The sequence below is a fragment of the Bradyrhizobium sp. B039 genome, from assembly GCF_038965675.1.
Taxonomy (GTDB): domain Bacteria; phylum Pseudomonadota; class Alphaproteobacteria; order Rhizobiales; family Xanthobacteraceae; genus Bradyrhizobium; species Bradyrhizobium diazoefficiens.
Genome location: NZ_CP152416.1, coordinates 2,859,158 through 2,883,791, shown reverse-complemented (window position 1 = coordinate 2,883,791; position 24,634 = coordinate 2,859,158). Strand labels below are relative to the sequence as shown.

The 24,634-nt window shown below is 64.9% G+C and carries 17 protein-coding genes; 6 read left to right on the top strand and 11 right to left on the bottom strand.

The features are described 5' to 3' along the window. Positions 1-198 precede the first annotated feature (198 nt). Positions 199-1,473, bottom strand: a complete 1,275-nt coding sequence (locus tag AAFG50_RS13555; RefSeq protein ID WP_028172373.1) for an acyl-CoA dehydrogenase family protein — start codon at positions 1,471-1,473, stop codon at positions 199-201. Positions 1,474-1,683: 210 nt separating this feature from the next. Here AAFG50_RS13555 and AAFG50_RS13550 point away from each other — a divergent pair, with 210 nt between their 5' ends. Continuing rightward, positions 1,684-2,463 carry an enoyl-CoA hydratase-related protein gene (locus AAFG50_RS13550; protein ID WP_028172374.1) on the top strand — a complete coding sequence of 260 codons (780 nt, stop codon included), beginning with the start codon at positions 1,684-1,686 and terminating at the stop codon, positions 2,461-2,463. A 249-nt stretch (positions 2,464-2,712) separates the two neighbouring features. Here the strand turns inward: AAFG50_RS13550 and AAFG50_RS13545 are convergent, their stop codons facing one another. The 3 genes from AAFG50_RS13545 to AAFG50_RS13535 are packed head-to-tail and all read right to left on the bottom strand — an operon-like array spanning position 2,713 to position 4,865. Beyond that, positions 2,713-3,090 carry a DUF6285 domain-containing protein gene (locus AAFG50_RS13545; RefSeq protein ID WP_011085729.1) on the bottom strand — a complete coding sequence of 126 codons (378 nt, stop codon included), beginning with the start codon at positions 3,088-3,090 and terminating at the stop codon, positions 2,713-2,715. A 3-nt stretch (positions 3,091-3,093) separates the two neighbouring features. Then, complete coding sequence (locus AAFG50_RS13540; RefSeq protein ID WP_028172375.1) at positions 3,094-4,080, bottom strand: phosphotransferase family protein; 987 nt, start codon at positions 4,078-4,080, stop codon at positions 3,094-3,096. Beyond that, the gene (locus AAFG50_RS13535) at positions 4,077-4,865 is read right to left on the bottom strand and encodes an enoyl-CoA hydratase/isomerase (protein WP_011085727.1); all 789 of its coding nucleotides are present in this window, start codon (positions 4,863-4,865) and stop codon (positions 4,077-4,079) included. Before AAFG50_RS13535 ends, AAFG50_RS13540 begins: the two co-directional genes overlap by 4 nt. Before the next feature lie 179 nt (positions 4,866-5,044). On the opposite strand from AAFG50_RS13535, the gene AAFG50_RS13530 reads away from it, so the two are divergent. From AAFG50_RS13530 to AAFG50_RS13520, 3 genes are all read left to right on the top strand, one after another. Then, positions 5,045-5,824, top strand: coding sequence for an SDR family oxidoreductase (locus AAFG50_RS13530; RefSeq protein WP_028172376.1), 780 nt, complete (start codon positions 5,045-5,047; stop codon positions 5,822-5,824). 131 nt (positions 5,825-5,955) lie between these two features. Continuing rightward, the gene (locus AAFG50_RS13525; protein ID WP_028172377.1) at positions 5,956-6,336 is read left to right on the top strand and encodes a VOC family protein; all 381 of its coding nucleotides are present in this window, start codon (positions 5,956-5,958) and stop codon (positions 6,334-6,336) included. Positions 6,337-6,623: 287 nt separating this feature from the next. Then, a complete protein-coding gene (locus tag AAFG50_RS13520; RefSeq protein ID WP_028172378.1) occupies positions 6,624-7,901 on the top strand; it encodes an acyl-CoA dehydrogenase family protein in 1,278 nt (425 codons plus the stop codon). 175 nt (positions 7,902-8,076) lie between these two features. Here AAFG50_RS13520 and yghU read toward each other — a convergent pair whose 3' ends face one another. Further along, the gene (gene yghU, locus AAFG50_RS13515) at positions 8,077-8,952 is read right to left on the bottom strand and encodes a glutathione-dependent disulfide-bond oxidoreductase (RefSeq protein ID WP_011085723.1); all 876 of its coding nucleotides are present in this window, start codon (positions 8,950-8,952) and stop codon (positions 8,077-8,079) included. Positions 8,953-9,065: 113 nt separating this feature from the next. Further along, positions 9,066-10,724 (bottom strand): NAD(P)/FAD-dependent oxidoreductase, encoded by a 1,659-nt coding sequence (locus tag AAFG50_RS13510; protein WP_028172379.1) that lies wholly within the window; start codon positions 10,722-10,724, stop codon positions 9,066-9,068. Positions 10,725-10,992: 268 nt separating this feature from the next. On the opposite strand from AAFG50_RS13510, the gene AAFG50_RS13505 reads away from it, so the two are divergent. Both AAFG50_RS13505 and AAFG50_RS13500 read left to right on the top strand, forming a co-directional pair. Next, the gene (locus tag AAFG50_RS13505; RefSeq protein ID WP_342714182.1) at positions 10,993-12,126 is read left to right on the top strand and encodes a nitronate monooxygenase; all 1,134 of its coding nucleotides are present in this window, start codon (positions 10,993-10,995) and stop codon (positions 12,124-12,126) included. Between the two features lie 183 nt (positions 12,127-12,309). After that, on the top strand, positions 12,310-13,818 hold the full coding sequence (locus AAFG50_RS13500) for an acetyl-CoA acetyltransferase (protein ID WP_028172381.1): 1,509 nt from the start codon (positions 12,310-12,312) through the stop codon (positions 13,816-13,818). Positions 13,819-13,967: 149 nt separating this feature from the next. On the opposite strand, the gene AAFG50_RS13495 is transcribed toward AAFG50_RS13500, so the two are convergent. The 5 genes from AAFG50_RS13495 to AAFG50_RS13475 all read right to left on the bottom strand — a co-directional run bounded on the left by AAFG50_RS13495 (position 13,968) and on the right by AAFG50_RS13475 (position 24,495). Then, positions 13,968-15,164, bottom strand: a complete 1,197-nt coding sequence (locus tag AAFG50_RS13495) for an efflux RND transporter periplasmic adaptor subunit (RefSeq protein WP_342714181.1) — start codon at positions 15,162-15,164, stop codon at positions 13,968-13,970. Then, on the bottom strand, positions 15,151-18,330 hold the full coding sequence (locus tag AAFG50_RS13490; protein WP_342714180.1) for an efflux RND transporter permease subunit: 3,180 nt from the start codon (positions 18,328-18,330) through the stop codon (positions 15,151-15,153). The genes AAFG50_RS13495 and AAFG50_RS13490 overlap by 14 nt, the downstream gene beginning before the upstream one ends. 169 nt (positions 18,331-18,499) lie before the next feature. Continuing rightward, positions 18,500-20,194 carry a methyl-accepting chemotaxis protein gene (locus AAFG50_RS13485; RefSeq protein ID WP_028172384.1) on the bottom strand — a complete coding sequence of 565 codons (1,695 nt, stop codon included), beginning with the start codon at positions 20,192-20,194 and terminating at the stop codon, positions 18,500-18,502. Between the two features lie 237 nt (positions 20,195-20,431). Beyond that, positions 20,432-22,624: a methyl-accepting chemotaxis protein gene (locus tag AAFG50_RS13480; protein WP_039184072.1), complete on the bottom strand. Its 2,193-nt coding sequence runs from the start codon at positions 22,622-22,624 to the stop codon at positions 20,432-20,434. A gap of 179 nt (positions 22,625-22,803) precedes the next feature. Next, complete coding sequence (locus AAFG50_RS13475) at positions 22,804-24,495, bottom strand: methyl-accepting chemotaxis protein (RefSeq protein ID WP_028172386.1); 1,692 nt, start codon at positions 24,493-24,495, stop codon at positions 22,804-22,806. Positions 24,496-24,634 lie beyond the last annotated feature (139 nt).

Sequence of the window (24,634 nt, the reverse complement as noted above, 5' to 3'; positions counted from 1 at the left end):
CCCTGCTCTATCCCCATCGTCGTCCCGGGGCGCGCGTAGCGCGAGCCCGGGACCCATAACCACAGGGAGCGATTTGACGAAGACTCGGAGTTGCCAGCTTGCCTCAAACTTCTCCCTGTGGTTATGGGTCCCCGCCTTCGCGGGGACGACTCGCGGAGGGAGATGTCGCACACCACGACCTCTTCCGCAGTGCGCCTCCTAATGCTTCCCCGGTCCCATATATCCGAACAGGAACCCCGCCACCTTGCGCATCTGGATCTCCTCGCTGCCTTCCGTGATCCGGTAACGGCGATGGTGCCGATAGATATGCTCGAACGGCTTGTGGCGTGAATAGCCCATGCCGCCGTGGACCTGCATGGCGCGGTCGGCGGATTCGCAGCAGAGGCGGTTTGCCCAGTAGTTGCACATCGAGACGCGGTCGGAGAGCGTGCGCTCGATCTGCTCCTCGGTGAGCTGGTCCATTTCCCAGGCGGTCTTGCGGATCAGAAGGCGCAGCATCTCGGCTTGCGTCGCGAGCTCGACAAGCGGGAACTGGATCGCCTGGTTCTCGGCGAGCGCCTTTCCGAACGGCTTTCGCTCGCGCGCATATTTGACGCTCTCGTTGATGCAGTAGACCGCGGCACCCAGCGAGCTCGCCGCCTGACGGATGCGGTTCTGGTGCACGAAGCACTGCGCCAGCGACAGGCCGCGGCCGACCTCGCCGAACAGCGCATCCTCGGGCACGAACACGTCGGTGAAGCTGACGCGGGGATGATCGGTCGGCATGTTGAAGGTCCACATGTACTCCTCGACCTTGACGCCGTGGCTCTTGGCCGGCACCAGGAAGCAGGTGATGCCGCGCGCATCGCCGTCATTGCCCGAGGTGCGTGCGAACAGCGCGCAATGCGTGGCGACGTGCATGCCCGTCGTCCACATCTTCTCGCCGTTGATGATCCAGCCCTTGATGTTGTCGCGGGTCGCCGGCACCGCACGTGTCTCCATGTGCGTGGCGTCCGAGCCATGATGCGGCTCGGTGAGGCCAAAGGTGATGCGGTACTTGCCCTTGATCGAGCCGTCGATCATCGCCTTCTGGTCGTCGCGACCGTAACGGTCGAGCATGGTGACAACAGGGAAATTGCCGACGATGGAATGCTCGTTTTGAAGGTCGTTGTGCAGGCCGAGACCTTTGGCGGCAAAATGCTCGCGGATCACCGCCATCCAGAGGTTGGAGCCGTCCTTGCCGCCATACTGCTTCGGCACCGGAAAGCGGAGGTGACCGGCGGCGTCCGCGAGATCCTTGGCCTTGCGCAGCAGCGCCTCCCATTCGTGGCGCGGCAGGCCGCCACTCTCGAAATCAGTGCGCGCCCATTCGCGGCGATGATCGAAGAAGCGGATGTTGTCGTCGGCCGCTTCCAGCGGCTTGATCTCGCGTTCGATGAAACGGTCGAGCTCTCCGAGATAGGCGACGAGATCTGTTGGCAATGAGAAATCCACGGCTCTCTCCCGGATGATTTTTTCGTTTTGCGTTAAGGCGCTAACCGCGCTTTTGCTTCGCACGATTAAGGTGAGAAGAGCGCGCGCAAGTCAAGCAAGCCGAGGCGTGCCGGCTGCGCAAGGCGCATTGCGCAATTCGATGGTGCCCCGGCGCTTGTGCACGCTAGTATGAAGGCAATATTCCTTCAGGAGAAAAAGCGGGAGCGAGCGATGGAGCTGAAATTTTCCAAGGTGGAACGCAAGGGACCGATCACGATCGTCACGCTGTCGCGGCCCGAGGTCTACAATGCGCTGCACACCGACGCGCATTTCGAGCTCCAGAAGGTGTTCGACGATTTCTCGGCCGATGCCGAGCAATGGGTCGCGATCGTCACGGGCGCCGGCGACAAGGCGTTCTGCGCCGGCAACGACCTGAAGTGGCAGGCGGCCGGCGGCAAACGCGGCTGGGACAAGGGCGGTTTTGCCGGCCTCACCGCGCGCTTCGACTGCGACAAGCCGATCATTGCCGCCGTCAACGGCGTTGCCATGGGCGGTGGCTTCGAGATCGCGCTGGCCTGCGACCTGATCATCGCCGCGGAGAACGCGACCTTCGCCTTGCCCGAGCCGCGCGTGGGCCTCGCCGCACTCGCCGGCGGCTTGCACCGGCTGCCGCGGCAGATCGGGCTGAAGCGCGCCATGGGCATGATCCTCACCGCGCGCCATGTCAGCGCCAAGGAGGGTCATGAACTCGGCTTCGTCAACGAGGTGGTGCCGCAGGGTGAGGCGCTGACGGCGGCGCTACGCTGGGCGGAGATGATCACCAAGAACTCACCGATGTCGATCCGGGCTTCAAAGCAGGCGATCCAGAAGGGGCTTGGCGTCTCGCTGGAGCAGGCGATCGAGGAGCAGCGGGAATATCCGGCGGTGAAGGCGATGGTGGCCTCGCAGGACTACATCGAGGGCCCGAAGGCGTTCTCGGAGAAGCGGCCGCCGAAATGGGTGGGGAAGTAATCCCTCCTGTCATTCCGGGGCGCGCCGTCAGGCGCGAGCCCGGAATCCATCGGGCCACGGCGACCGCGGATAAATGGATTCCGGGCTCGCCGCTTCGCGACGCCCCGGAATGACGAGGAGAGTGTGGCGCACCACTGCATCAACGCCGTCATTGCGAGCGCAGCGAAGCAATCCAGACTGCCTCCGCGGGGACACTCTGGATTGCTTCGTCGCAAGGGCTCCTCGCAATGACGGAGAATGTAGCGCCGCCTACCCGCCACGCCCCAGCTCGCGCTTGTACGACGCATAATTCGGCTGATCCACCGCAAGCTTGTCCATCGTGGTCGCCCACAGATGCTCGGCGAGGCCCGGCGTTGCGATATCCACCTCGCCCCTGGCGATACGCTCGGCCAGCACGCGGTTGAGGTCCGTCACCGAGCCGTCAATGCCGAGCAGTGCACGCAGCCGCTCCACCTCTTTCGCATCGCTCCCCTCCTCCTGCGTCAGCTGCCGCGTGACGAGGTCGAGGATGTTGATGGCGACGCGCAGCTTGAACGCCTGGTGGCCGGAGATCAGCGGTGCGATGTCGCTGCGGAGGAAATCGGCGACTGACTTGGTCAGCTCGACCGGTGTCGGTTCGTCCTGCATGTGTCAACTCCCGCGCGGCGCCAAGAGCCGCAACAGATCGATCTCGGTCTCGGAGGCGCGACGCCCGATCATGGCGCGCTCCATGGAATGGTCCGGTCCCTCGCGAAACCGCTGCATCATGCCGCCGCACATGATGCCCCAGCGCAGCGTGCCCATCACTTCCCAGAATTTTACGCGCGCGGGATCGACTTTTCGGCCTGCCGCTTCGTAACCCGCGAACAATTCCTCGCGAGTGCCAAAACCGCCGACGGGCTTGTCGATCTCGCCGAACCGCCAAGAGTTAACGCAGACCCAGCCAAGATCCTCCATGGGATCGCCGAGATGGGCAAGCTCCCAGTCGAGCACGGCGCGGACGCCGTCGGGGCCGATGATGAGATTGCCGTTGCGGAAATCGCCATGCACCAGCGTCTCCTCGGCCGAGGGGCCGGGATCGCGGTCGCGCAGCCAGCGCAGCGCCAGCTCGAACACGGGCTTGGGCCAGTTCAGGCTGCGATAGTCGCGCTCGAACTCGCCGATCTCCTTCGCTGCCGTCATGCGCCGGAGCTCAGGCAGCTTGTCCAGCGGCAGCCTGTGCAGGCCAGCGAGGATGCCACCGATCTGCCGCGCGAGGTGCGGCCGTGCCGACGCGAACTCGTCGTCGCGCAGGATCTTGCGCGCGATGGTCTCGCCCTCGACCCGCTGCATGATGAAGCCGGTGCCGAGATCGTCCTCGGCGGTCAGGACATGCATCACGCGCGGCGACGGCACACCGGCCTCATAGGCGAGCTGCATCAATTGCGCTTCAGCGCCGAGCCCCGCCGCGCGCGTCGGAGCCGCGCCATAACCCTTCGGTGAGCGGCGCAGGATCGCACCGATCGGCCCATCGGGATGCACGATGTCGAAGCGCCAGGTTTCCTGGCTGGCACCGCCGGACAGCTTGGCCGCGCCGGTGACGCCGGTCGCCCCCTCGCACCAGCGCGTGACGCTGCGGGAGAGTTGCGCTTCGATCATTTGCCCTTGAACTGCGCGGGGCGCTTCTCCAGGAACGCGCCGACGCCCTCGCGAAAATCCTGGGTGTCGCCGGCGCGGAGCTGGCACTGGAATTCGAGGTTGAGCTGATCCTCGAAAGAATTTTCCGGGCTGTCCCAATAGAGCTTGCGGATCAGCGACAACGCCACCGTCGGGCCGCTGGCAAGCTCGCGCGCCAGCTTCATCGCCTCCTCCATCAGCACGCCGTCATCGTAGACGCGATTGACGAGGCCCCATTCCAGCGCCTTCTCGGCCGGGAGCCGCTCGCCCATCAGCGACAGCTCGATCGAGCGGGCCCGACCAATGAGCCGCGGCAGCAGCCAGGTCGACCCGCAATCCGGCACGAGGCCGATGCGGCGGAACGCCTGCAGGAAGTAGGACGAGCGCGCACACAGGATCATGTCGCCAAGCAGCGCGAAGCTCATGCCGGCACCCGCCGCCGGCCCATTGACCGCGGTGACGATCGGGCAGTGCAGATTGCGGATGCGGCGCAGGAACGGGTGAAAGCCGGTCTCCAGCGTCAGGCCGGCCTTGGTCTTCTTCGACTGGTTGTTGCGGCCCTGAAGATTAGCGCCAGTGCAGAACGCCCGCCCCGCGCCGGTCAACACGACGCAGCGCACCTCGTCTTTCTTCTCTTCGATCGCATCGAGCGCCTCGGCAAGGCCACCCAGCATGTCCACGGAGACCGCGTTCATCACCTCCTGATGGTCGAGCTTGAGGATCGCGACCGAACCATCGAAATCGAGCGTGACGTGTTTGAACTGCATGGTTTCCTCGTCAGTTGCGGCCTGCGTCAGTTTCGCAGACCGGAATTACTTTTGCCGGGGCGCATATTTGATTTTTGGCGCGGTCTTGTCCATGGTGATCGGAGCATAGCAAGCAATCTTGCGCGCAGCGGCTGGTGCGCGTCATGCCAGAAAGTCTTGCCAAAAACGGGAAACGCGCCATGAACCTTTTCGACCTCTCCGGCCGTGTCGCCGTGATCACCGGCGGCAATGGCGGCATCGGGCTCGGCATCGCGCAGGCACTGGCCGGCCAGGGCTGCAACGTTTCGATCTGGGGCCGCAATCCTGACAAGAACAGAAGCGCTGCCGCGAGCCTGGCGAGACTTGCCGGCAAGGTGGATACCCGCGTCTGCGACGTCACCGATCCGGCATCGGTCAATGCCGCCATGAAGGCCACGCTCGACACCTTCGGCCGGGTCGACGGCTGCTTCGCCAATGCCGGCATCGGCGGCGGCGGCCGGCGCTCCTTCATCGAGCGCACCGAAGAGGAATGGCGCACGATGTTTTCGACCAATCTCGACGGCGTGTTCCACGCGTTCCAGGCGGCCGCCAGACACATGACCGACCGCGCCAATGCCGGCGATCCCTTCGGCCGGCTGGTCGCGACCTCGAGCCTCGCCTCGATCTTCGGCACCGCGCGCAACGAGCACTATGCCGCGACCAAGGCTGCCATCAACGCGCTGGTGCGCGCGCTCGGCGTCGAGCTGGCACGCCACGGCGTCACTGCGAATGCGATCCTGCCCGGCTGGATCAAGAGCGACATGACCGCCGGCCTCATGGCCAACGACAAGTTCGTCGCCAATGTGATGCCGCGCATTCCGCAGCGTCGCTTCGGCGAGGCCAGCGATTTCGGCGGCATCGCGGTGTATCTGATGAGCAGGGCGTCGTCGTATCATACGGCCGATACGTTCGTGATCGACGGCGGCTATACCGCGTTTTGACATCTCGTAGGGTGGGCAAAGGCGCTCTTGCGCCGTGCCCACCAGAAATACTTTCGAAGGTCGTGGTGGGCACCCTGCGCTTTGCCCACCCTACGGCTTCTCGTTTTGTGAGCGCAGAGGGGACAGGGCGAATGTTTTCACACATCATGATCGGCACCAACGACCTCGACAAGGCGAAGGCTTTCTACGACCAGCTGCTCAGCACGCTCGAGGTGCGGCCTGCACGGGTCGACGGCCATCGCATCTTCTACATCACCAAGACCGGCGTGTTCTCGGTGACGAAGCCGATCAACGGCGAGCCCGCGACCTGCGCGAACGGCGGCACCATCGGCTTTGCCGCCAACTCGCCTGAGCAGGTCGACAGGTGGCACGCGGCCGGCGTCGCTGCCGGAGGAACGCCGATCGAGAATCCGCCCGGCATCCGCGAGGGCGCGGGGAACAAGCTTTATCTCGCCTACTTGCGCGATCTCGACGGCAACAAGATCTGCGCGATGCACCGGATGCCGAACTGATTGCTCCAGGACGCTGTCATTCCCCGCGAAGGCGGGGAATCCAGTACGCCGCGGCTTCTCCGTGAGTCGCTGACGTCACGGAGTACTGGATCGCCCGGTCAAGCCGGGCGATGACAACCGTGAGTGCGGCCCGCGCCTGCCACCTCACTCCGTTCAAACAACATTTCAAACGCCCTCGCGATATTCCATCGCGTGGCATGGCTCGCGTGAAAAATGCGCGCTCGCACTTTGGCCACGCTGCGACTATTCTCGCGTTCAGCACGAACTCAGCGCCCCCGGGAGGAACAATGACAAAACACACCTACATTCCCCGCACCACCAACTACACGCTCAATCCGGGCGACGAGCTCAACGACCTCCGCATGTCGGACCAGGTTCGCCCGCTCTACGATCACGTCAGGAAGTTCATCCGCGACACCGTCGAGCCGATGTCGATCGAGTTCGCCAAGGCTGGCGAGAGCAAGGAAGACCGCTGGAGTTTTACGCCGAAGCAGCTCGAAGTACTCGAGGTCGCCAAGAACAAGGCCAAGAAGGAAGGCCTCTGGAACTTCTTCCTGCCCGATGACGAGACCGGCCAGGGCCTGAAGAATCTCGACTATGCCTATATCGCCTCCGAGCTCGGCAAGAGCCCGCTGGCCTCCGAGACGATGAACTGCTCGGCGCCCGACACCGGCAACATGGAGGTGCTGGAGCGCGTCGGCACCAAGGAGCAGAAGGAGAAGTGGCTGAAGCCGCTGCTCAACGGCGAGATCCGCTCGGCCTATGTCATGACCGAGCCGAACGTCGCCTCCTCCGACGCCAAGAACATCTCGACGACGGCCAAGCTCGTCGGCGACGAATGGGTCATCAACGGCGAGAAGTACTACATCTCCGGCCTAGGGGATCCCCGCTGCAAGATCCTCATCGTGATGGTGAAGACCAACCCGGATGCGGCGCCGAGCAAGCAGCAGTCGCAGATCCTGGTGCCGCGCGACACGCCCGGCGTCGAGGTGCTCGGACCCATGTACGTGTTCGGCCAGGACCACGCCCCGCGCGGCCACATGCACATGCGCTTCAACAATGTGCGCGTGCCGAAGGAGAACATGCTGCTCGGCGAAGGCCGCGGCTTCGAGATCTCGCAGCTCCGCCTCGGCCCGGGGCGCATCCATCACTGCATGCGCACCATCGGCAAGGCCGAGAAGGCGCTCGATCTGATGGTGCAGCGCGGCCTGACCCGCGAAGCCTTCGGCAAGAAGATCGCCCATCTCGGCGGCAATATGCAGATCATCGCGCAGGCGCGCTGCGAGATCGAGGCGATGCGGCTGATGGTGCTGAAGGCGGCAAAGGCCATGGACGTGCTCGGCAACAAGGAAGCCCGCGTCTGGGTCTCAATGGTGAAGGCCATGGTGCCCGAGCGCGCCTGCAAGATCATCGACCAGGCCATCCAGATGCACGGCGCCACCGGCATCTCGCACTGGACCCCGCTCGCCGAGATGTACCAGGACGTGCGCCACCTGCGCTTTGCCGACGGCCCGGACGAGGTGCACTGGATGGTCGTCGGCCGGCACGAACTGAGCATGGCCTGAACTCTATCCGTCCCTCTCTCCGTACTTGCGGGGAGAGTCCCGTAGGGTGGGCAAAGGCGCGCTCTTCGCGCGCCGTGCCCACCGTCTCGGCTCTTCGCATGACGTGGTGGGCACGCTCCGCTTTGCCCACCCTACGAAGCTCCCCGCACGCAGGGAGAGGCGAAGACAGCGACACCTACGTCGCCGGCGCGAGCTTGTCCTGCGTCTTGGTTTCGAAATCGGATGCGTCGTGGCGCTCGTGGAGCTGGCTGGCGGGGTCGCCGGAGACGCGGTTGACCATGCGGCCGCGCTTCACGGCCGGACGCTTGGCGATCTCGTCGGTCCAGCGCTGCACGTTCTTATAGTCCTGCACGGAGAGGAATTCGCCGGCGCCGTACACCAGCCCCTTGGCGAGCGCGCCATACCAGGGCCACACCGCGATGTCGGCGATGGTGTACTCGCTGCCCGCGAGATATTCGTTGTCGGCGAGGCGCCGGTCGAGCACGTCGAGCTGGCGCTTGGTTTCCATCGCAAAACGGTCGATGGCGTATTCGATCTTGGTCGGCGCGTAGGCGTAGAAATGGCCGAAGCCGCCGCCGAGATACGGCGCGCTGCCCATCTGCCAGAACAGCCAGGACATCGCTTCGGTGCGGGTCTTGATGTCCTTCGGCAGGAAGGCGCCGAACTTCTCGGCGAGATAGAACAGGATCGAGCCGGACTCGAACACCCTGACCGGCTCGGGGCCGGAGCGGTCCATCAGCGCCGGGATTTTCGAGTTCGGATTGATGTCGACGAAGCCGCTGCCGAACTGGTCGCCGTTGCCGATCCTGATCAGCCAGGCGTCGTATTCGGCCCCCTTGTGGCCGAGCGCCAGAAGCTCCTCCAGCATCACCGTGACCTTCACCCCGTTCGGGGTCGCCAGCGAATAGAGCTGGAGCGGATGGCGGCCGACCGGCAGCTCCTTGTCGTGGGTGGGGCCGGCGATCGGGCGGTTGATGCTGGCGAACTGCCCGCCATTCTCCTTGTTCCAGGTCCAGACTTTGGGCGGCACGTAGGCGGGGACGTCAGTCATGCGGGGCTCCGGCGGAAAGATGCGTCTGCATTAATTAGCCCGCCAATGGCCGATGACAAGCCCTGCCGGCTCTGCGTCCGGCGCGGGCCTCATGCCGGTGTCATGCATCCGGCCTAACCCGTCACCACCCTGCGCGGCTGCTCCGCCCGCGTCATCACGAACCCCTCATACCCCTTCCCCGCGACCTCGTCGCAGATCCGCCGGTAGACGCCGACGCCGCCGATATATGGCATGAAGATGCGCGGCTTGCCTGGGATGTTGGCGCCCATGTACCAGGAATTGGCCTGCGGATAGAGCGTGCCATGGGCAACTTCGTTGACGTGCGCGACCCACTTGTCCTCCGCCCCTCCGTCCGCCTCCATCGTGGCGAGGCCCTGCTTGCGCATGTGGAGGAGGCAGTCGGCGATCCAGTCGACATGCTGCTCGATCGACACGATCATGTTCGACAGCACCGACGGGCTGCCGGGCCCGGTGATGATGAAGAGATTGGGAAAGCCTGCGCTCATCAGGCCGAGATAGGTCTTGGGGCCCTCGGCCCATTTCTGGTTCAGCGTCCGCCCGCCGCGACCGCGAATGTCGATCCGGGCGACCGATCCGGTCATGGCGTCAAAGCCGGTCGCCATCACCAGCGCATCGACCTCGTGATCTGCCCCCGCGACACGGACAGCGTTCGCGGTGATCTCCTCGATCGGATTGGTCTTGATGTCGACCAGCGAGACGTTCGGCCGGTTGAAGGTCGCGAAATAATCGGTGTCGATGCAGATGCGCTTGGTGCCGATCGGATGACTGTTCGGCTGGAGCAATTCCGCAGTGCTAGCGTCCTTGACGATCTCGGTGATCTTGCCGCGCACGTAGTCGGCGGCGGTGTCATTCGCGGCCAGATCCAGGCCGAGATTGTTGTAGGCGTACATGAAGGTGAGCCCGCCGCGATCCCAACGCGCCCCGTATTTGGCGCACCTCTCATCCTCGCTATCGTCGAGAGCGCCGCGATCGGGCGGCTCGGCATAGATGCCGTTACGCGCGACCTCGCGGGCGAAGCGGCGGATCTCCGGATAATTCTGCCGGAACGCATTGCGTTCCTCGTCGGTCAACGCGGCATTGCGGGCGGGAATCGAGAAATTCGCGGTGCGCTGGAAGACCGTGAGATGCTTTGCCTGCTCGGCAATGATGGGCGCCGACTGGATGCCGGATGAACCGGTGCCGATAAGGCCAACGCGCAAGCCCGTGAAGTCCACGGGCTCGTGCGGCCAGTTGCCGGTGTGGTAGACGGGACCTTTGAAGTTTTCGAGACCCTTGATGTCGGGCTTGCGCGCGTTCGACAGGCAGCCGGTGGCGAGCACGACGAACTTCGCTTCGACCGTCTTTCCGCCGGAAATCGTCACCGACCAGCCATTGGTCTGTTCATCGAAGACAGCGCGCTCGACGCGCGTGTCAAACTGGATGTCGCGGCGCAGATCGAAACGATCCGCGACATGGTTGGCGTATTTCAGGATCTCTGCCTGCGGCGCGTAGCGTTCGGTCCAGTCCCATTCCTGCTGGAGCTCTTCCGAGAACGAGTAGGAATATTGCATGCTCTCGACATCGCAGCGCGCGCCCGGATAACGATTCCAGTACCAGGTGCCGCCGACCCCGCCGCCCTGCTCGTAGACTCGCGCCGAGAAGCCAAGCCCGCGCAGCCGATGCAACATGTACATGCCGGCAAAGCCGGCGCCGACGACGACCACGTCGTAGGCTTCGCTGGCCTTGGCCGGACTCGATTGCGCTGGCGACATCGGTTGGCGCTCCCTCGTTGTTGTCTGTTGTTGTTCGCCAGCATTCTCTCACGTCGGCCAAAGCGCAAGAGGCTCATTCGCGGCCGCAGCTCCGCTTATTTTGCGCGACGGAATGGCTCCTCGCGTGGCGTGGCGCCTATACGCAAGATGCGCGGCGAAATCCGGCTTGGCATCGCCGGCGACGATGGGCTAGCGTCGCACGGCCTTCGCCAAGGACAACAAGAACGCAAAGCAATAACAGCAACGCGACGGCCGCCGGGAGAGAGCCATGAAATCGCCGATCTGCGACATGCTGGGCATCGAGTTCCCGCTGCTCGCCTTCAGCCATTGCCGCGACGTCGTCGCCGCCGTCAGCCGCGCCGGTGGCTTCGGCGTGTTAGGTGCCACCGTGCACACGCCTGATACGCTCGAACGCGAGCTGAAATGGATCGACGACCACGTCGACGGCAAGCCCTACGGCATCGACGTGCTGATCCCCGAGAACATCTCGACGGCGGGCGAGAAGGACGTCACCTGGAAGAGCCTGGAAGCGCGCGTGCCGCAAGAGCATCGCAACTACACGCGCGACCTCCTGAAGAAGTACGACATCGAGCTGACGACCACTGAAATGGCCGACAACCAGCCGCAGCCGTTCGACGGAAAGACGGCGCTTCAGCTGCTCGAGGTCTCCTTCAATCATCCGATCAGGCTGATCGCGAACGCACTCGGCGTGCCGCCGAAAGCGATGATCGAGATGGGCAAGAAGCACGGTGTGCCGGTCGCAGCTCTCGTCGGCGCCAAGGAGCACCCGCTGCGCCAGGTCGCGGCCGGCGTCGATATCCTCGTGGTCCAGGGCACCGAGGCCGGCGGCCATTGCGGCGAGGTGTCGACCATGGTGCTGGTGCCGGAGGTGATCAAGGCAATCAAGAAGATCCGCGACGTGCCGGTGCTGGCGGCCGGCGGCATCATGACAGGACGGCAGATGGCGGCCTGCATGGCGATGGGCGCGGCCGGCGCCTGGACCGGCTCGGTGTGGCTCGCGACCGTGGAAGCCGAGACGACGGAAATCTTCCGCGAAAAGATGATCGCCGCGTCCTCGCGTGACGCGGTGCGCTCGAAGGGACGCACCGGCAAGCCCGCGCGGCAGCTCCGCTCGGTGTGGACCGATGCCTGGGACCGCGCGCCGGAAAGCCCCGGTGCACTGCCGATGCCGCTGCAAAGCATCATCAGCCGCGACGCCTTCAATTCGATCGACCGCGCGGCGGCGGCTGGCAACGCCAAAGCGCGCGATCTCGTCAGCTACTTCGTCGGCCAGGGCGTCGGCCTGATCGACAGCGTGAGGTCGGCGGGCGCGGTGGTGCAGGAGTTCAAGGAAGAGTTTGCCGAGGCCGTCGAGCACATGAATGCGCTGGTGGCGGAGTAGCGCTTGTGGCGGGAGTGGTGTTCGCGGCCCATCCTTCGAGGCTCGCCAAGCGCCGCAAGCGTCGCTCGGCTCGCACCTCAGGATGACGCTTTCTCCGTAGCCGTCACCCTGAGGTGGCCGCTTCTTCAGCGGCCCTCGAAGGGCGACGGCGTGCCCGAGACTTAAACCGTGAAGCAAGAAGAAATGACCAACATCCCCGAAGACCGCATCCCCGTCATCGTCGGCATCGGCGAGATCGTCGACCGTCCCAAGGAGATCACCGAGGGCCTCGAGCCGCTCGATCTGCTCGAACAGGCGCTGCGGCGCGCCGAAGCGGATGCCGGGGCAATGCTGCTCGGCGAAGTGCAGTCGCTCGACGTCGTCAACTTCCTGAGCTGGCGCTACCGCGACCCGGAGAAGCTGCTGGCGCAGCGACTCGGGATCACGCCTTCGCATTGCTATTACGGCCCGGTCGGCGGCGAGAGCCCGATCCGCTATATCCACGAGGCGGCAAAGCGCATCGCGCGCGGGGAATGCAGCGTTGCCGCGGTCTGCGGCGCGGAGGCACAGTCGACCGCGACCAAGGCCGAGCGCGCAGGCGCAAAGCTGCCATGGACGCCGTTCGCGCATGATGTCGAGGAGCCGAAGCGCGGCGCAGCGTTTCAGAAGCCGCTGGCCGTGAAGCTCGGCGTGTTCCGGCCCGTCACGGTCTATCCGTTCTACGAGGCGGCCTCCTCCGCGCATTGGGGCCAGACGCCACGCGAGGCGATGGCGGAGTCAGGGACGCTGTGGTCGCGCTATTCCGAGGCCGCCGCACAAAATCCAAACGCCTGGCTGAAGCGACGCTATGCGCCGGACGAGATCACGACGCCGACCGCGGACAACCGTCTCATCGCATGGCCCTACAACAAGCTCATGGTCGCCAACCCCAGCGTCAACATGGGCGGCGCGCTGCTGCTCACCAGCCTTGCCAGGGCGCGCGCGGCGGGTATCGCCGAGGACAGACTGGTCTATCCGCTCGGCGGCGCCTCGGCGGAGGAGCCGCGCGACTATCTCCTGCGCGACCAGTTCTACGAGAGCCATCCGCAGAATGCGGTGCTGAAAGCCGCGGTGGACCTCGCCGGCGGCGACGGCACGGCATTCGAAGCGATCGAGCTCTATAGCTGCTTCCCCTGCGTGCCCAAGATGGCGCGGCGGACGCTGGGCCTTTCCGCCGACGTGCAGCCGACCGTGACCGGCGGCCTCACCTTCTTCGGCGCGCCGCTCAACACCTACATGACGCATGCGGCCTGCGCGATGGTGCAGCGCCTGCGCGATGGCGCCAGGCTCGGCCTGCTCTACGGCCAGGGCGGCTTCGTCACCAAGCATCATGCGCTGGTGGTTTCGAAGGCGCCGCCGCGCGCGGCGCTGGCGCAGGAGACGAGCGTGCAAGAAGAGGCCGACCGCAACAAGCGCGCGGTGCCGAATTTCGTCGCGGAAGCCTCGGGCAAGGGCAAGGTCGAGAGCTTTACGGTGCTCTACGGCCGCGGCGGGGATGTCGAGCACGGTGTGGTGATGCTGCGCACGGAAGATGACCGCCGCACGCTGGCGCGGATTCCGGCGGGTGATACCGCGACGCTGGCGCATCTCCTCAACATGGATCGCACGCCGGTCGGCTCGCTTGGCGAGATCGCGATGGCCGGCGACGGCGTACCGGAGTGGCGGGTATCCTGATCTCCCTCTCCCCGTTCTTACGGGGAGAGGGTCGGGGTGAGGGGCTGCGTCCGCAAACACCGTGAGAGTTAGACTCGCGGAGAGTCCCTCTCACCCGAATTGCTTCGCAATTCGACCTCTCCCCGCAAGCGGGGCGAAGTGAAGAAAAGCTAGCCCTTCGGCGCCTGCTTTTCCGACGCGGTGGCCGGCTTGCCCTTGGCGCCGACGACGCGGACCTGATCGCCATCGGACAGGCCGTCCGGCGGGGCGGTGATGACGCGATCGTCCGGAGAGATGCCTGATGCGAGCTCGATTTCCTTGCCAAGATCGCGCGCGATCGTCACGGCCTTGAACAGCACCTTGTCGTCCGCACCGACGGTCGCGACACGCAGGCCGCTGCCGTTGAAGATCAGCGCGCTGGCGGGAATGCTGAGCGGCGCGGAGTCGCGCTGGAGGCTCAACTTCACGCTGGCATAGCCGCCGGGCATTAGTTCGCCCGAGGAATTGTCCAGGCCAAGCTGCATGCGCGTGGTGCCGGAGGCAACGTCGACGGCCTGCGAAGACGCTTCCACCGTCGCCTGGAAGGTCCGGTTCGGATACTCCGGCAGCGCGATGGTGGCCTTCGCGCCGATCTTGATGGCCGGCACGTAATTCTGGGGCACGTTGACATAGACGCGCAGCTTGGTGATGTCCGAGACCACGAACATCGCCGGGCCCGAGCCGCCACCGGCATTGATCAGCGCACCGACGTCGGTATCGCGCGCCGTGACCACGCCGTCGAACGGAACGGTGATCTTCTTGTAGCCGGCCAGCGCTTCCAGCCGCTCGACATTGGCCTGTCCCGAATGCACCGCGGCGTTCTTGTTGGAGAGATCGGCGGTGCGCTCGTCGATCTCCTGCGCGGAGACGAAGTTGGAGGCGACCAGCGTCTTGCGCCGGTTCAACGTCGCTTCCGACAGCCTTGCGCTGGCCTGCTGGCTGGCGAGGTCGGCGCGGGCCTGCAGGAGCTGCTGATCGAGGTCGGGCGCCTCGATCTCGGCAATCACCTGCCCTGCCTTGACGCGGGCCCCCATGTCGGCGCTCCAGCTCTTCAGGTAACCCGACACGCGCGCGAAGATCGGGGCACGGTAGTAGGCTTCCAACCGGCCCGGCAGATCGAGGCTGGCGTTGAGCGCCTTGGCGTTAGGCTGGGTCACCGCGACGCTGGGAACGGCCTGATCATCGGTCCATTCCTTCAACTTGGAGCCCTGCTCCTCGCGCGCGCGGATGCCGGTGCCGACGACAAGGCCTGACGCAATCAGCGCCACCACGCCGAAGATGCCCAGTTTCCGGTGCGACACCGGGGAGCGGGATTCAGTGGGCGACATGCGGAGTCTCCAAGGGGGCGGCGGCTTCGGCGCCTTGTTTCTTGTGTACCATGCTGAACACCACGGGAACAAACATCAGCGTGGCGAAGGTTGCAAAGATCAGGCCGCCGATCACGGCGCGGCCGAGCGGCGCATTCTGCTCACCGCCCTCGCCGAGGCCCAGAGCCATCGGCGCCATGCCGATGATCATGGCAAGCGCGGTCATCAACACCGGGCGGAACCGGACGAAGCCGGCTTCGAGCGCAGCCGCAACGGGATCGCCGAGCTCCGCGTAGCGCTCGCGCGCAAAGGAGATCACGAGCACGCTGTTGGCGGTGGCAACCCCCATGCACATGATGGCGCCGGTGAGCGCCGGGACCGACAGCGTGGTCTCGGTCATGAACAGCATCCACACGATGCCGGCGAGCGCGGCCGGCAGCGCCGTGATGATCACGAACGGGTCGGACCAGGACTGGAAATTCACGACGATCAGGAAGTAGATCAGTACGACGGCGCCGAGCAGGCCGAACAGCAGGCCGGTGAAGGCGCTGTTCATGGTCTGCACCTGGCCGAGCAGCACGACGGAAGATCCCTTCGGCACCTCCTTCGCGGTGTCGGCGATCACCTGGCGGATGTCGGCGGCAACCGCGCCGAGATCGCGGCCCGAGGTCGTAGCGAAGATCTGCACCATCGACTGGATGTCGTATTGCGACACCACCGCGCTCGACGTCGAGCGCTTGATGTCGGCGATGCCGCCGAGGATCGGCGACTGCGCGTTGCCGGTGGCGGTGATCGGCAGCGTCTGCAGCGCGCCGAGCGAGTCGATCTGGTATTGCGGCGTCTGCATCACGATCGAATAGGACACGCCGTTATCCGGATTGAGGTAGTAGGTCGGCGCCACCTGCGAGGAACCGGCAAGATTGACCACGAGACTGTTGGTGACGTCGCGCTCGGTCAGGCCGACATATTGCGCACGGGTACGGTCGACATCGATATTGAAGGTCGGGTTGTTTGGCGATTGCTGGATGCGCGCATCGGCAACGCCGGGAATCTTGCGGACTTTGGCCAGCAGATTGTTGGCGTAAGCGAAGTTGGCGCTGATATTGGCGCCGCGGATCTGAAGGTCGATCGGCGCCGGCGCACCGAAGTTCAGGATCTGGCTGACGATATCGGCCGGCAGGAACGCGAAGCTGACGCCGGGGAAGAGCCGCGGCAGCTGCTCGCGCAGCACGCGCACATGCTCTTCGGTCGGCTTGTGGCCTTCCCTCAGCTTGATCTGGATGTCGCCGTCCTGCGGACCGATCACGCCGGTGTTGTTGTAGGTCATGTTGATGCCGGAGATCGGCATGCCGATGTTGTCGGTCATGGTCTCGATCTCACCCGGGATCAGCTTGCGCACGGCCTTCTGCACGTCGGCGAGCCGGTTCGCGGTCTCCTCGACGCGGGTGCCAACCTGGGTGCGGACATGCATCAGGATGTTGCCGGCATCGACCGCGGGGAAGAAGTTGCGCCCGAGGAACGGCACCAGCGCGAAGGACGCGCCGACCACGCAGAGGAAGCCGATCACGAACACCGCGCGATGCGCCAGCGCCAGCCCAAGGAAATCATGGTAGCCGCCGCGGATGCGTTCGAAACGCTTCTCGAACCCGCGCTGGAACCAGACCAGCGGATTGCGCGATGTCGGCGGCTCGCCCTCGTGGTGGACATGCGCATGCAGCAGATAGTTCGCCATGGTCGGCACCAGCGTGCGCGACAGGATGAACGACCAGATCATCGCGAACATCACCGCTTCGGCCATCGGCACGAACAGGAAGCGCGCGACACCGGTGAGGAAGAACATCGGCACGAACACGATGCAGATGCAGAGCAGCGAGACGAAGGCCGGCGTGACGATCTGGTTGGCGCCGTCGAGGATCGACTGCTCGACCGGCTTGCCCTGCTCCAGATGGTAGTTGATGTTCTCGATCGTCACGGTGGCGTCGTCGACGAGGATGCCGACGGCGAGCGCGAGACCGCCGAGCGTCATGATGTTCAGCGTCTCGCCGATCGCCGAGAGCATGATGATGGCGCCCAGCACCGACAGCGGGATCGAGACCGCGATGATGATGGTCGAGCGCCAGCTGCCGAGGAACAGCAGGATCATGACGCTGGTCAGCAGCGCCGCGATCACGCCCTCGAAGGCGACACCTTCGATCGCGCCGCGAACGAACACCGACTGGTCGCCGATGAAGCCGATCTTCAGCGCGTCCGGGAGCTGGTCCTTGACCTCGATCACCTTCTGCTTGATGCCGGCGATGATATCGAGCGTCGAGGTCGCGCCCGCCTTCAGCACCATCATCAGCACCGAGCGGTTGCCGTCGACATGAACGATGTTGGTCTGCGGCGGATTGCCGTCACGCACGGTCGCGACATCGCGCACATAGACCATCGCGCCGTTGACGGTCTTGATTGGGAGGTTGCCGAGCTCGTCGATTTTCAGCGGCGAGTTGTTGAGCTGGATGTTGTATTCGAAGGTGCCGATCTTCTGGGTGCCTACAGGCGTGATCAGGTTCTGCGCAGCCAGCGCATTGGCGACGTCCTGGCCCGACAGGCCGCGGGCCTGGAGCGCGGTCGGGTCGAGATCGATCTGGACCTGGCGCTGCTTGCCGCCGAACGGATACGGAATCGCCGCACCAGGCACGGTGACCAGCGGGGTGCGCAGATTGTTAATGCCGATATCGGCGAGGTTCTGCTCGGTCAGGCCGTCGCCCGACAAAGCCACCTGGATGATTGGCACGGTCGAGGCGGAGTAGTTCAGGATCAAGGGCGGCGTCGCGCCCGGCGGCATCTGCTTGAGCAACGTCTGCGAGATCGCTGTGACCTGTGCGTTGGCAGTGCGGATGTCGACGTTCGGCTGAAAGAAGATCTTGATGATGCCAAAGCCGTTATAGGAGTTGGCGACGATATGCTCGATGTCGTTGACCGTCGTCGTCAGCGCACGCTGGAACGGCGTCGTGATGCGGCCGGACATCTGGTCGGGCGGCAGGCCGGTGTACTGCCAGACCACGCCGATCACGGGAATGCGGATGTCGGGGAAGATGTCGGTCGGCGTCCGCAGGGCTGCCAGCGGTCCGATGATCAGGAGCAGGAGCGCGAGCACGACAAACGTATAGGGTCGGCTCAGGGCAATACGGACCAGAGCAATCATGCGCCAGGCAATTCCAGGTCAGGCAGGGATACGGAATCCGCCCCCACGGGGATCCTGTTTCCCCTTTACCTGAGCACCGCCGGAAACGCTAATCACCGGCAGCTTTCCTGCATTCACTTCCCTGCTACCGCACTGCGAAATCGGCATCGCAGCTATGCGGCCGCACACGTCACGCTGCGCGGACGGAGTTCAGGAACTTGCCGACCTCGAGCTTGAGGCGGTTGGAGTCGCGGGACAGCATCTGCGCCGCCGACAGCACCTGCGAAGACGCCGATCCGGTTTCGGATGCGCCGCGCTGGACGTCGCCGACATTGGAAGACACCTGCTGGGTGCCGTTGGCCGCCTGCTGCACATTGCGGGCGATCTCCTGGGTCGCCGCGCGCTGCTGCTCCACGGCTGCGGCGATCGCCGAGGATATTTCGGAAAGGCGCGCGATGGTGCCGGAGATTTCGCTGATGGCGCCGACCGATTCCTGCGTCGCCGCCTGGATGCCGCCGACCTGCTGGCCAATCTCGCCGGTCGCCTTCGCCGTCTGTTCGGCGAGCGCCTTGACCTCGGAAGCCACAACCGCAAAGCCGCGGCCGGCCTCGCCGGCACGTGCCGCTTCGATCGTGGCGTTCAACGCCAGGAGATTGGTCTGGCCCGCGATGGCATTGATGAGCTCGACAACGTCGCCGATCCGAGAGGCCGCCCGCGACAACTCGCTGACGCGTTCGGTGGTGGCGTGCGCCTGGCTGACGGCCTCGCTCGCAATCCGGGTGGAATCCTGCACCTGGCGACCGATCTCGTGGACCGACGACGACATCTCCTCGGCGGCCGATGCCACCGAATGGACGTTGGTGGAAGCTTCTTCCGAGCCGGCTGCGACCACCGTCGCCAGTTCCTGCGCCCGGCCCGCCGTCGAGGACAGCGTCGAGGCCGACGCCTCGAGCTCGGTCGCAGCTGACGACACGGTCTCGACGATCTCGCCGATCGCGGCCTCGAAGCCGTCGGCAAGTTTGGTCATGCCGGCCTTGCGCTGCTCCTCGGCGCGGCGCTGCACCGCCTGGACCTCGTCGCGGCTGAAGCGGATGATGGTCTGCACGGTCTGGAGGTTGCGCAGCGCCTCGCCGATCTCGTCATCGCGTTCGATGACGATGCGGTTGTCGAGCTTGTCCTGCACGAGGTTGAGCATGGTGTCGTTGAGGTGCCGCATCGGGCCCTGGATCGCGCGCATGGTCGCAAGGCCGGCGAAGCCGACGATGGCGATGCCGACCAAGGCCAGCAGCGTCAGATCCAGGCTGGTCGAACCGCCGGTGGAGAGCGCGCCGCCGATGCCGAGCGCCAGCATGAACAGCGCCTGGAGCGTCATCGTCGTGACCAGGCGCGCCTTCAGCGTCCCGGTGAAGACGCTGAAGCGATCGAGCAGCGAGCGGCGGCGGATGATGCCGGCATCGACGCGATAACCATGCGGCTTCTTCTCGCGGATCGCGGCATAGACCTCTTCGGCGAGCTTGCGCTGGTCGGCCGGCAGCCTGGTGCGGATCGAGGTATAGCCGGTGACATGGCCGTTCTCGCGGATCGGCGAGGCCGTCGCCAGCACCCAGTAGAAGTCGCCGTTCTTGCGGCGGTTCTTCACCGCGCCGAGCCACGGCTTGCCGGCCTTCAGCGTGTCCCAGAGATTGTCGAACGCCTCCGGCGGCATGTCGGGATGACGGACGATGTTGTGCGGCTGGCCCATCAGCTCGGCCGACGTGAAGCCGGCGGCGGCGAGGAAATCCTCGTTGAAGTAGGTGAGCTTGCCCTTGAGGTCGGTCCGGGAGACGATCAGTGTCTCGTCACTGACCGGATATTCGACATCAGTGACAGGAAAATTCTTGCGCATCGAAGCCCCCAAAGACCGAATTCAGTCTGAAATCATTCCAATCAGGACTGCCGCAGCGCGAGACCGCCCTCGCCCAATTCTTGAAAATCCGCTTTAACCATCGATGAAACGATCTGTCCGCAAGACTACGGGTACCCCTCGTAACGCCACCTAAAAGCGACATCATGCTACCGGAAGAATGAAAGGAGCGACGTTTTTGGCGCCGCTCCTCGCTCGATCGACGGGTTGTGCGAGGGTCTACGCGGCGCGGACGTTGGTCAGGAACTTGCTGACCTCGTTCTTGAGCCGGCCCGAGTCGTTCGACAGCATTTGCGCCGCCGACAGCACCTGCGAAGAGGCCGTGCCGGTCTCGGTCGCGCCATGCTGCACGTCGGTGATGTTGGAAGAGACCTGCTGGGTTCCTTGCGCCGCCTGCTGCACGTTGCGGGCGATCTCCTGCGTGGCCGCGCCCTGCTCTTCCACCGCGGCGGCGATCGCCGACGAGATCTCCGACAGACGCTCGATGGTCGAGGAGATTTCCTTGATCGCGCCGACCGAGTCGTTGGTCGCAAGCTGGATGCCGGAGATCTGCTGGCCGATCTCGCCGGTCGCCTTCGCGGTCTGCTCGGCGAGCGCCTTCACCTCGGAGGCCACCACGGCGAAGCCGCGGCCGGCCTCGCCGGCGCGTGCCGCCTCGATAGTGGCGTTCAGCGCGAGCAGGTTGGTCTGGCCGGCGATGGTGTTGATCAGCTCGACGACGTCGCCGATGCGGGCGGCCGCCCTGGAGAGCTCGCTGACGCGCTCGGTGGTGGCTCGGGCTTGGCCGACGGCGTCGCTCGCCATCCGCGCCGATTCCTGCACTTGACGGCTGATCTCGCCGACCGAAGAGGCCATCTCCTCCGTTGCCGAGGCCACCGACTGCACGTTGCCCGATGCCTGGTCTGACGCCGCAGCGACGACCTTGGTAAGCTGTTGCGCCCGTTCGGCGGTCGAGCTGAGCGTTCCGGCCGAGGATTCCAGCGCACCGGACGCGGCCGACACCGTCTCCACGATGCCGCCGACCGACGCTTCGAAGCTGTCGGCCAGCTCGTTCATCGCGCGCCGGCGCTCGCGGTCGGCAGCCGCCTGGTCCTGGGCACGCTGCTCGATGCTGCGCTTGATGTCGCCCTGCATCGACCTGAGCGACGTCGCCAGCCTACCGACCTCGTCGGCCTGCTCGATCCCGAGCTGCTGATTGAAATCGCCCTTGGCGATGCCATCGGCGAAATTGGCACAATCCTGGATCGGCCGCGCGATCTTGCGTGCGGCGAACGAGATCAGGAAGATCGCCGCCAGCACGATGACCAGGCCAACGCCGAGCTGCCAGAACGTGTTCGAGGTCGCACGGGCACTGAGCGAGGCGTCGAGTTGCCTTGCAGACGCAAGCACCACGTCGCGGGGGATCGAGATCACGATCGACCAGGCGTTCTCGGTGAGCCCGAAGCGGATCGGCGCATAGATGTCGATGTTGGCGAACTTCGGATCGTCCTGCACCGTGCCCTTGCCGGCCTTGACGATGGCGAGGCTTTCACTCCAGCGAGCGTCGGCCTCGGAGGCGTTCTTGCCGATCACGTCCTGATTGGCGCTGTTGGCGACGATCAGCCCGGTGTCGTTGAGGATCGCGACCTTGCCCTTGCCCTCGAACAGCGAGCCGTTGATCTTGACGGCCAGCTTCTGCACGAAGTCGAGATTGTAGTCGGCGCCGGCGACACCGCGGAATTTGCCGTCGATCATGACCGGCACCGACATGGTCGCGAGGAAGACGGCCTTGCCCTGAACGATGTATGGCAACGGACCCAGGATGTTTTCCTTACCCGTGGTGTTCGGGTTGATGTACCAGGCGCCCTTCACGAGGCCGTTGGGATGCCGCTCGCTGCTGTCGTACTCGACGAGCGGCTGAACGGCGATGGCGCCGCTGGCGTTGCGCGTCCAATAGGGCAGAAAGCGGCCGGTATTGTCCGATCCCGCCTCCTTGCGTCCCTTGAACGACGCATCATCACCATCCAGCGCGCCGGGTTCCCAGGCCGAGTAGGTGCCGTTGAAGGCAGGGTTGAGCTCGAGCACGTGACGCAGAAGCGCGTTGAACTGGGTCCGCCGCGCCGCGATCGGAGTGCCGGTCTTCTCGTCGGCGAGGATCGCGAAGGCATGTGCGGTGGTGCGCGCCGCATCAAACCCGACCTCCAGCTCAGCCTTGATGGCGTTGGCTTCGGTGGAGGCCCGGTTCATGAGGCTCTCCTTGGTCTGACGGTCGACCAGCTGCATGACCTCGTGGGTCACGTACTGGTTCATGCTCTGCGTGGAGAAGAGGCCGTAGCCGATCAGCACGATGCACGTCACTGCCAGGCAGAGGCCGGCGATCAGGGCGATCTTCAACTGGATGGAGCGAATGGCGGAAAATGAAAACAACTTCACGATTGAGTCTCCAAAACACTGCGACGAGTTAAGGTTCGCAGGGTTGGGAACCCGTAAAGAATTGGAACCGTACGACCCACGTGAAAAATAAGTCAGCAGGCGCCAAGCCATGCGCCAAAATCAAAGAGCGGCGCCGACGGCGCCGCTCTTGCGTAGTCCGATACCTGCTCTGACGGCCCTTACGCAGCGCGAACGCTGGTCAGGAACTTGCTGACCTCGGTCTTGAGTCGGCTCGAGTCGTTCGACAGCATCTGCGCCGCCGACAGCACCTGCGAGGAGGCGGTGCCGGTCTCGGTCGCACCGCGCTGCACGTCGGAGATGTTGGAGGAGACCTGCTGGGTGCCCTGCGCCGCCTGCTGCACATTGCGGGCGATCTCCTGGGTCGCTGCACCCTGCTCTTCGACGGCCGCAGCGATCGCCGACGAGATCTCCGAGAGACGCTCGATCGTCGAGGAGATCTCCTTGATCGCTCCGACCGAATCGTTGGTCGCCGCCTGGATGCCGGAAATCTGCTGGCCGATCTCGCCGGTCGCCTTCGCGGTCTGCTCGGCGAGTGCCTTCACTTCGGAAGCCACCACCGCGAAGCCGCGGCCGGCTTCGCCCGCGCGCGCCGCCTCGATGGTGGCGTTCAGCGCCAGGAGGTTGGTCTGGCCGGCGATGGTGTTGATCAGCTCGACGACGTCGCCGATGCGGGACGCCGCCTTGGAGAGCTCGCTGACGCGCTCGGTGGTGGCGCGGGCCTGACCGACGGCGTCGCCCGCCATCCGCGCCGATTCCTGCACCTGACGGCTGATCTCGCCCACGGACGACGCCATCTCCTCCGTCGCCGAAGCCACCGACTGCACGTTGGTCGAGGCTTCCTCCGAAGCTCCGGCAACCGTGGTCGCGAGCCGCTGGGAGCGGTCGGCGGTCGAGGTCAGCGTCGAGGCGGAAGCTTCGAGCTGGGTCGAGGCCGATGACACGGTCTGGACGATCTCGCCGATCATCGTCTCGAATTCGCGGGTGATGTTGTCGACGCGGCGGCCGCGCTCGATCTTGGCTTCGGCGTCGGCCGCGGCGGCTTCGTCGGCGGCCTTCTTGGCGATCAACGCCTCCTTGAAGACCTGGAGCACGTCGGCCATGGCGCCGATCTCGGTCTTCTCGCCGCGATGCGGGACTTCGGCGGAGAGGTCGCCCTTGCCCAGCGCCTGCATCGGCTCGACGATCGAGTTGATGCCGCTGGAGACGTCGTGGACGAGATAGACGCTGACGCCGATGCCTGTCAGGACGGCCGCGCCCAGGATGATCGCGACCAGCAGGAAGGCGAAGGAATAGCTGTCGGCGGCGTCGCGCGCGGCCTGGTCGCCACCCCGGGTGTTGAGGTCGATATCCTTGCGCAGAACCTCGTCGGACTGGATGCCGATCTTGTTGGCGGTCTTGACGTTCAGCTCATGCGCCTCGTGCGGGACTTTGCCGACCTCCTTGCGCGACAGCGCAAAGACCTCGTCGGCGCTCTTCTTGTAGTCGTCCCACAGCTTGGACCATTCGGTGTAGAGCGCCCGCTCCTCCGGCGAGGTGATCATGGGCTCGTAGCTCTGGCGGGCCTTGGCCAGTGTCTCGCTAGTGGTGACCGCGATCTTTTCCATCGCGAGCTTTTCTTCCAGGGTCTCGGCCAGCATGTGCTCGCGGACCACACTGCGATAGGTGATGACGCTGGCCCGGAGCTCGCCCAGCACCCTCACGCTGGGCATCCAGCTCGTGGTGATGTCGGTGGTGTTCGCGTTCATCGCGCGCATCTTCACGACGGCGAGCAGGCCCATGCCGGTCATCGCGACCAGCAGGAACGCCACGACACTGATGATCTTGGCGCGGATGGAGATCTTGGCGAACATAGTCAGGTCTCTTTATGCTGGCGCGGGCGCGCGTCCGGGAGGTCTAAAGAATCAACCAAAGGGAGCGACGCCGACATCAGACAACAGAGCGACTGAGCAGATGTTAACTACGACTCCGTGCGAGTACGGAGCCTGAAAG

Excerpts from the sequence above, each read along its gene's own strand:
- AAFG50_RS13530 (WP_028172376.1), top strand. The coding sequence starts at position 5,045 with ATGAACCTTTTCGACCTCTCCGGCCGTGTCGCCGTGATCACCGGCGGC.
- AAFG50_RS13540 (WP_028172375.1), bottom strand. The coding sequence starts at position 4,080 with ATGATCGAAGCGCAACTCTCCCGCAGCGTCACGCGCTGGTGCGAGGGG.
- AAFG50_RS13495 (WP_342714181.1), bottom strand. The coding sequence starts at position 15,164 with ATGTCGCCCACTGAATCCCGCTCCCCGGTGTCGCACCGGAAACTGGGC.
- AAFG50_RS13545 (WP_011085729.1), bottom strand. The coding sequence starts at position 3,090 with ATGCAGGACGAACCGACACCGGTCGAGCTGACCAAGTCAGTCGCCGAT.
- AAFG50_RS13550 (WP_028172374.1), top strand. The coding sequence starts at position 1,684 with ATGGAGCTGAAATTTTCCAAGGTGGAACGCAAGGGACCGATCACGATC.
- AAFG50_RS13525 (WP_028172377.1), top strand. The coding sequence starts at position 5,956 with ATGTTTTCACACATCATGATCGGCACCAACGACCTCGACAAGGCGAAG.
- AAFG50_RS13500 (WP_028172381.1), top strand. The coding sequence starts at position 12,310 with ATGACCAACATCCCCGAAGACCGCATCCCCGTCATCGTCGGCATCGGC.
- AAFG50_RS13510 (WP_028172379.1), bottom strand. The coding sequence starts at position 10,724 with ATGTCGCCAGCGCAATCGAGTCCGGCCAAGGCCAGCGAAGCCTACGAC.
- AAFG50_RS13520 (WP_028172378.1), top strand. The coding sequence starts at position 6,624 with ATGACAAAACACACCTACATTCCCCGCACCACCAACTACACGCTCAAT.
- AAFG50_RS13490 (WP_342714180.1), bottom strand. The coding sequence starts at position 18,330 with ATGATTGCTCTGGTCCGTATTGCCCTGAGCCGACCCTATACGTTTGTC.
- AAFG50_RS13485 (WP_028172384.1), bottom strand. The coding sequence starts at position 20,194 with ATGCGCAAGAATTTTCCTGTCACTGATGTCGAATATCCGGTCAGTGAC.
- AAFG50_RS13535 (WP_011085727.1), bottom strand. The coding sequence starts at position 4,865 with ATGCAGTTCAAACACGTCACGCTCGATTTCGATGGTTCGGTCGCGATC.
- yghU (WP_011085723.1), bottom strand. The coding sequence starts at position 8,952 with ATGACTGACGTCCCCGCCTACGTGCCGCCCAAAGTCTGGACCTGGAAC.
- AAFG50_RS13505 (WP_342714182.1), top strand. The coding sequence starts at position 10,993 with ATGAAATCGCCGATCTGCGACATGCTGGGCATCGAGTTCCCGCTGCTC.
- AAFG50_RS13475 (WP_028172386.1), bottom strand. The coding sequence starts at position 24,495 with ATGTTCGCCAAGATCTCCATCCGCGCCAAGATCATCAGTGTCGTGGCG.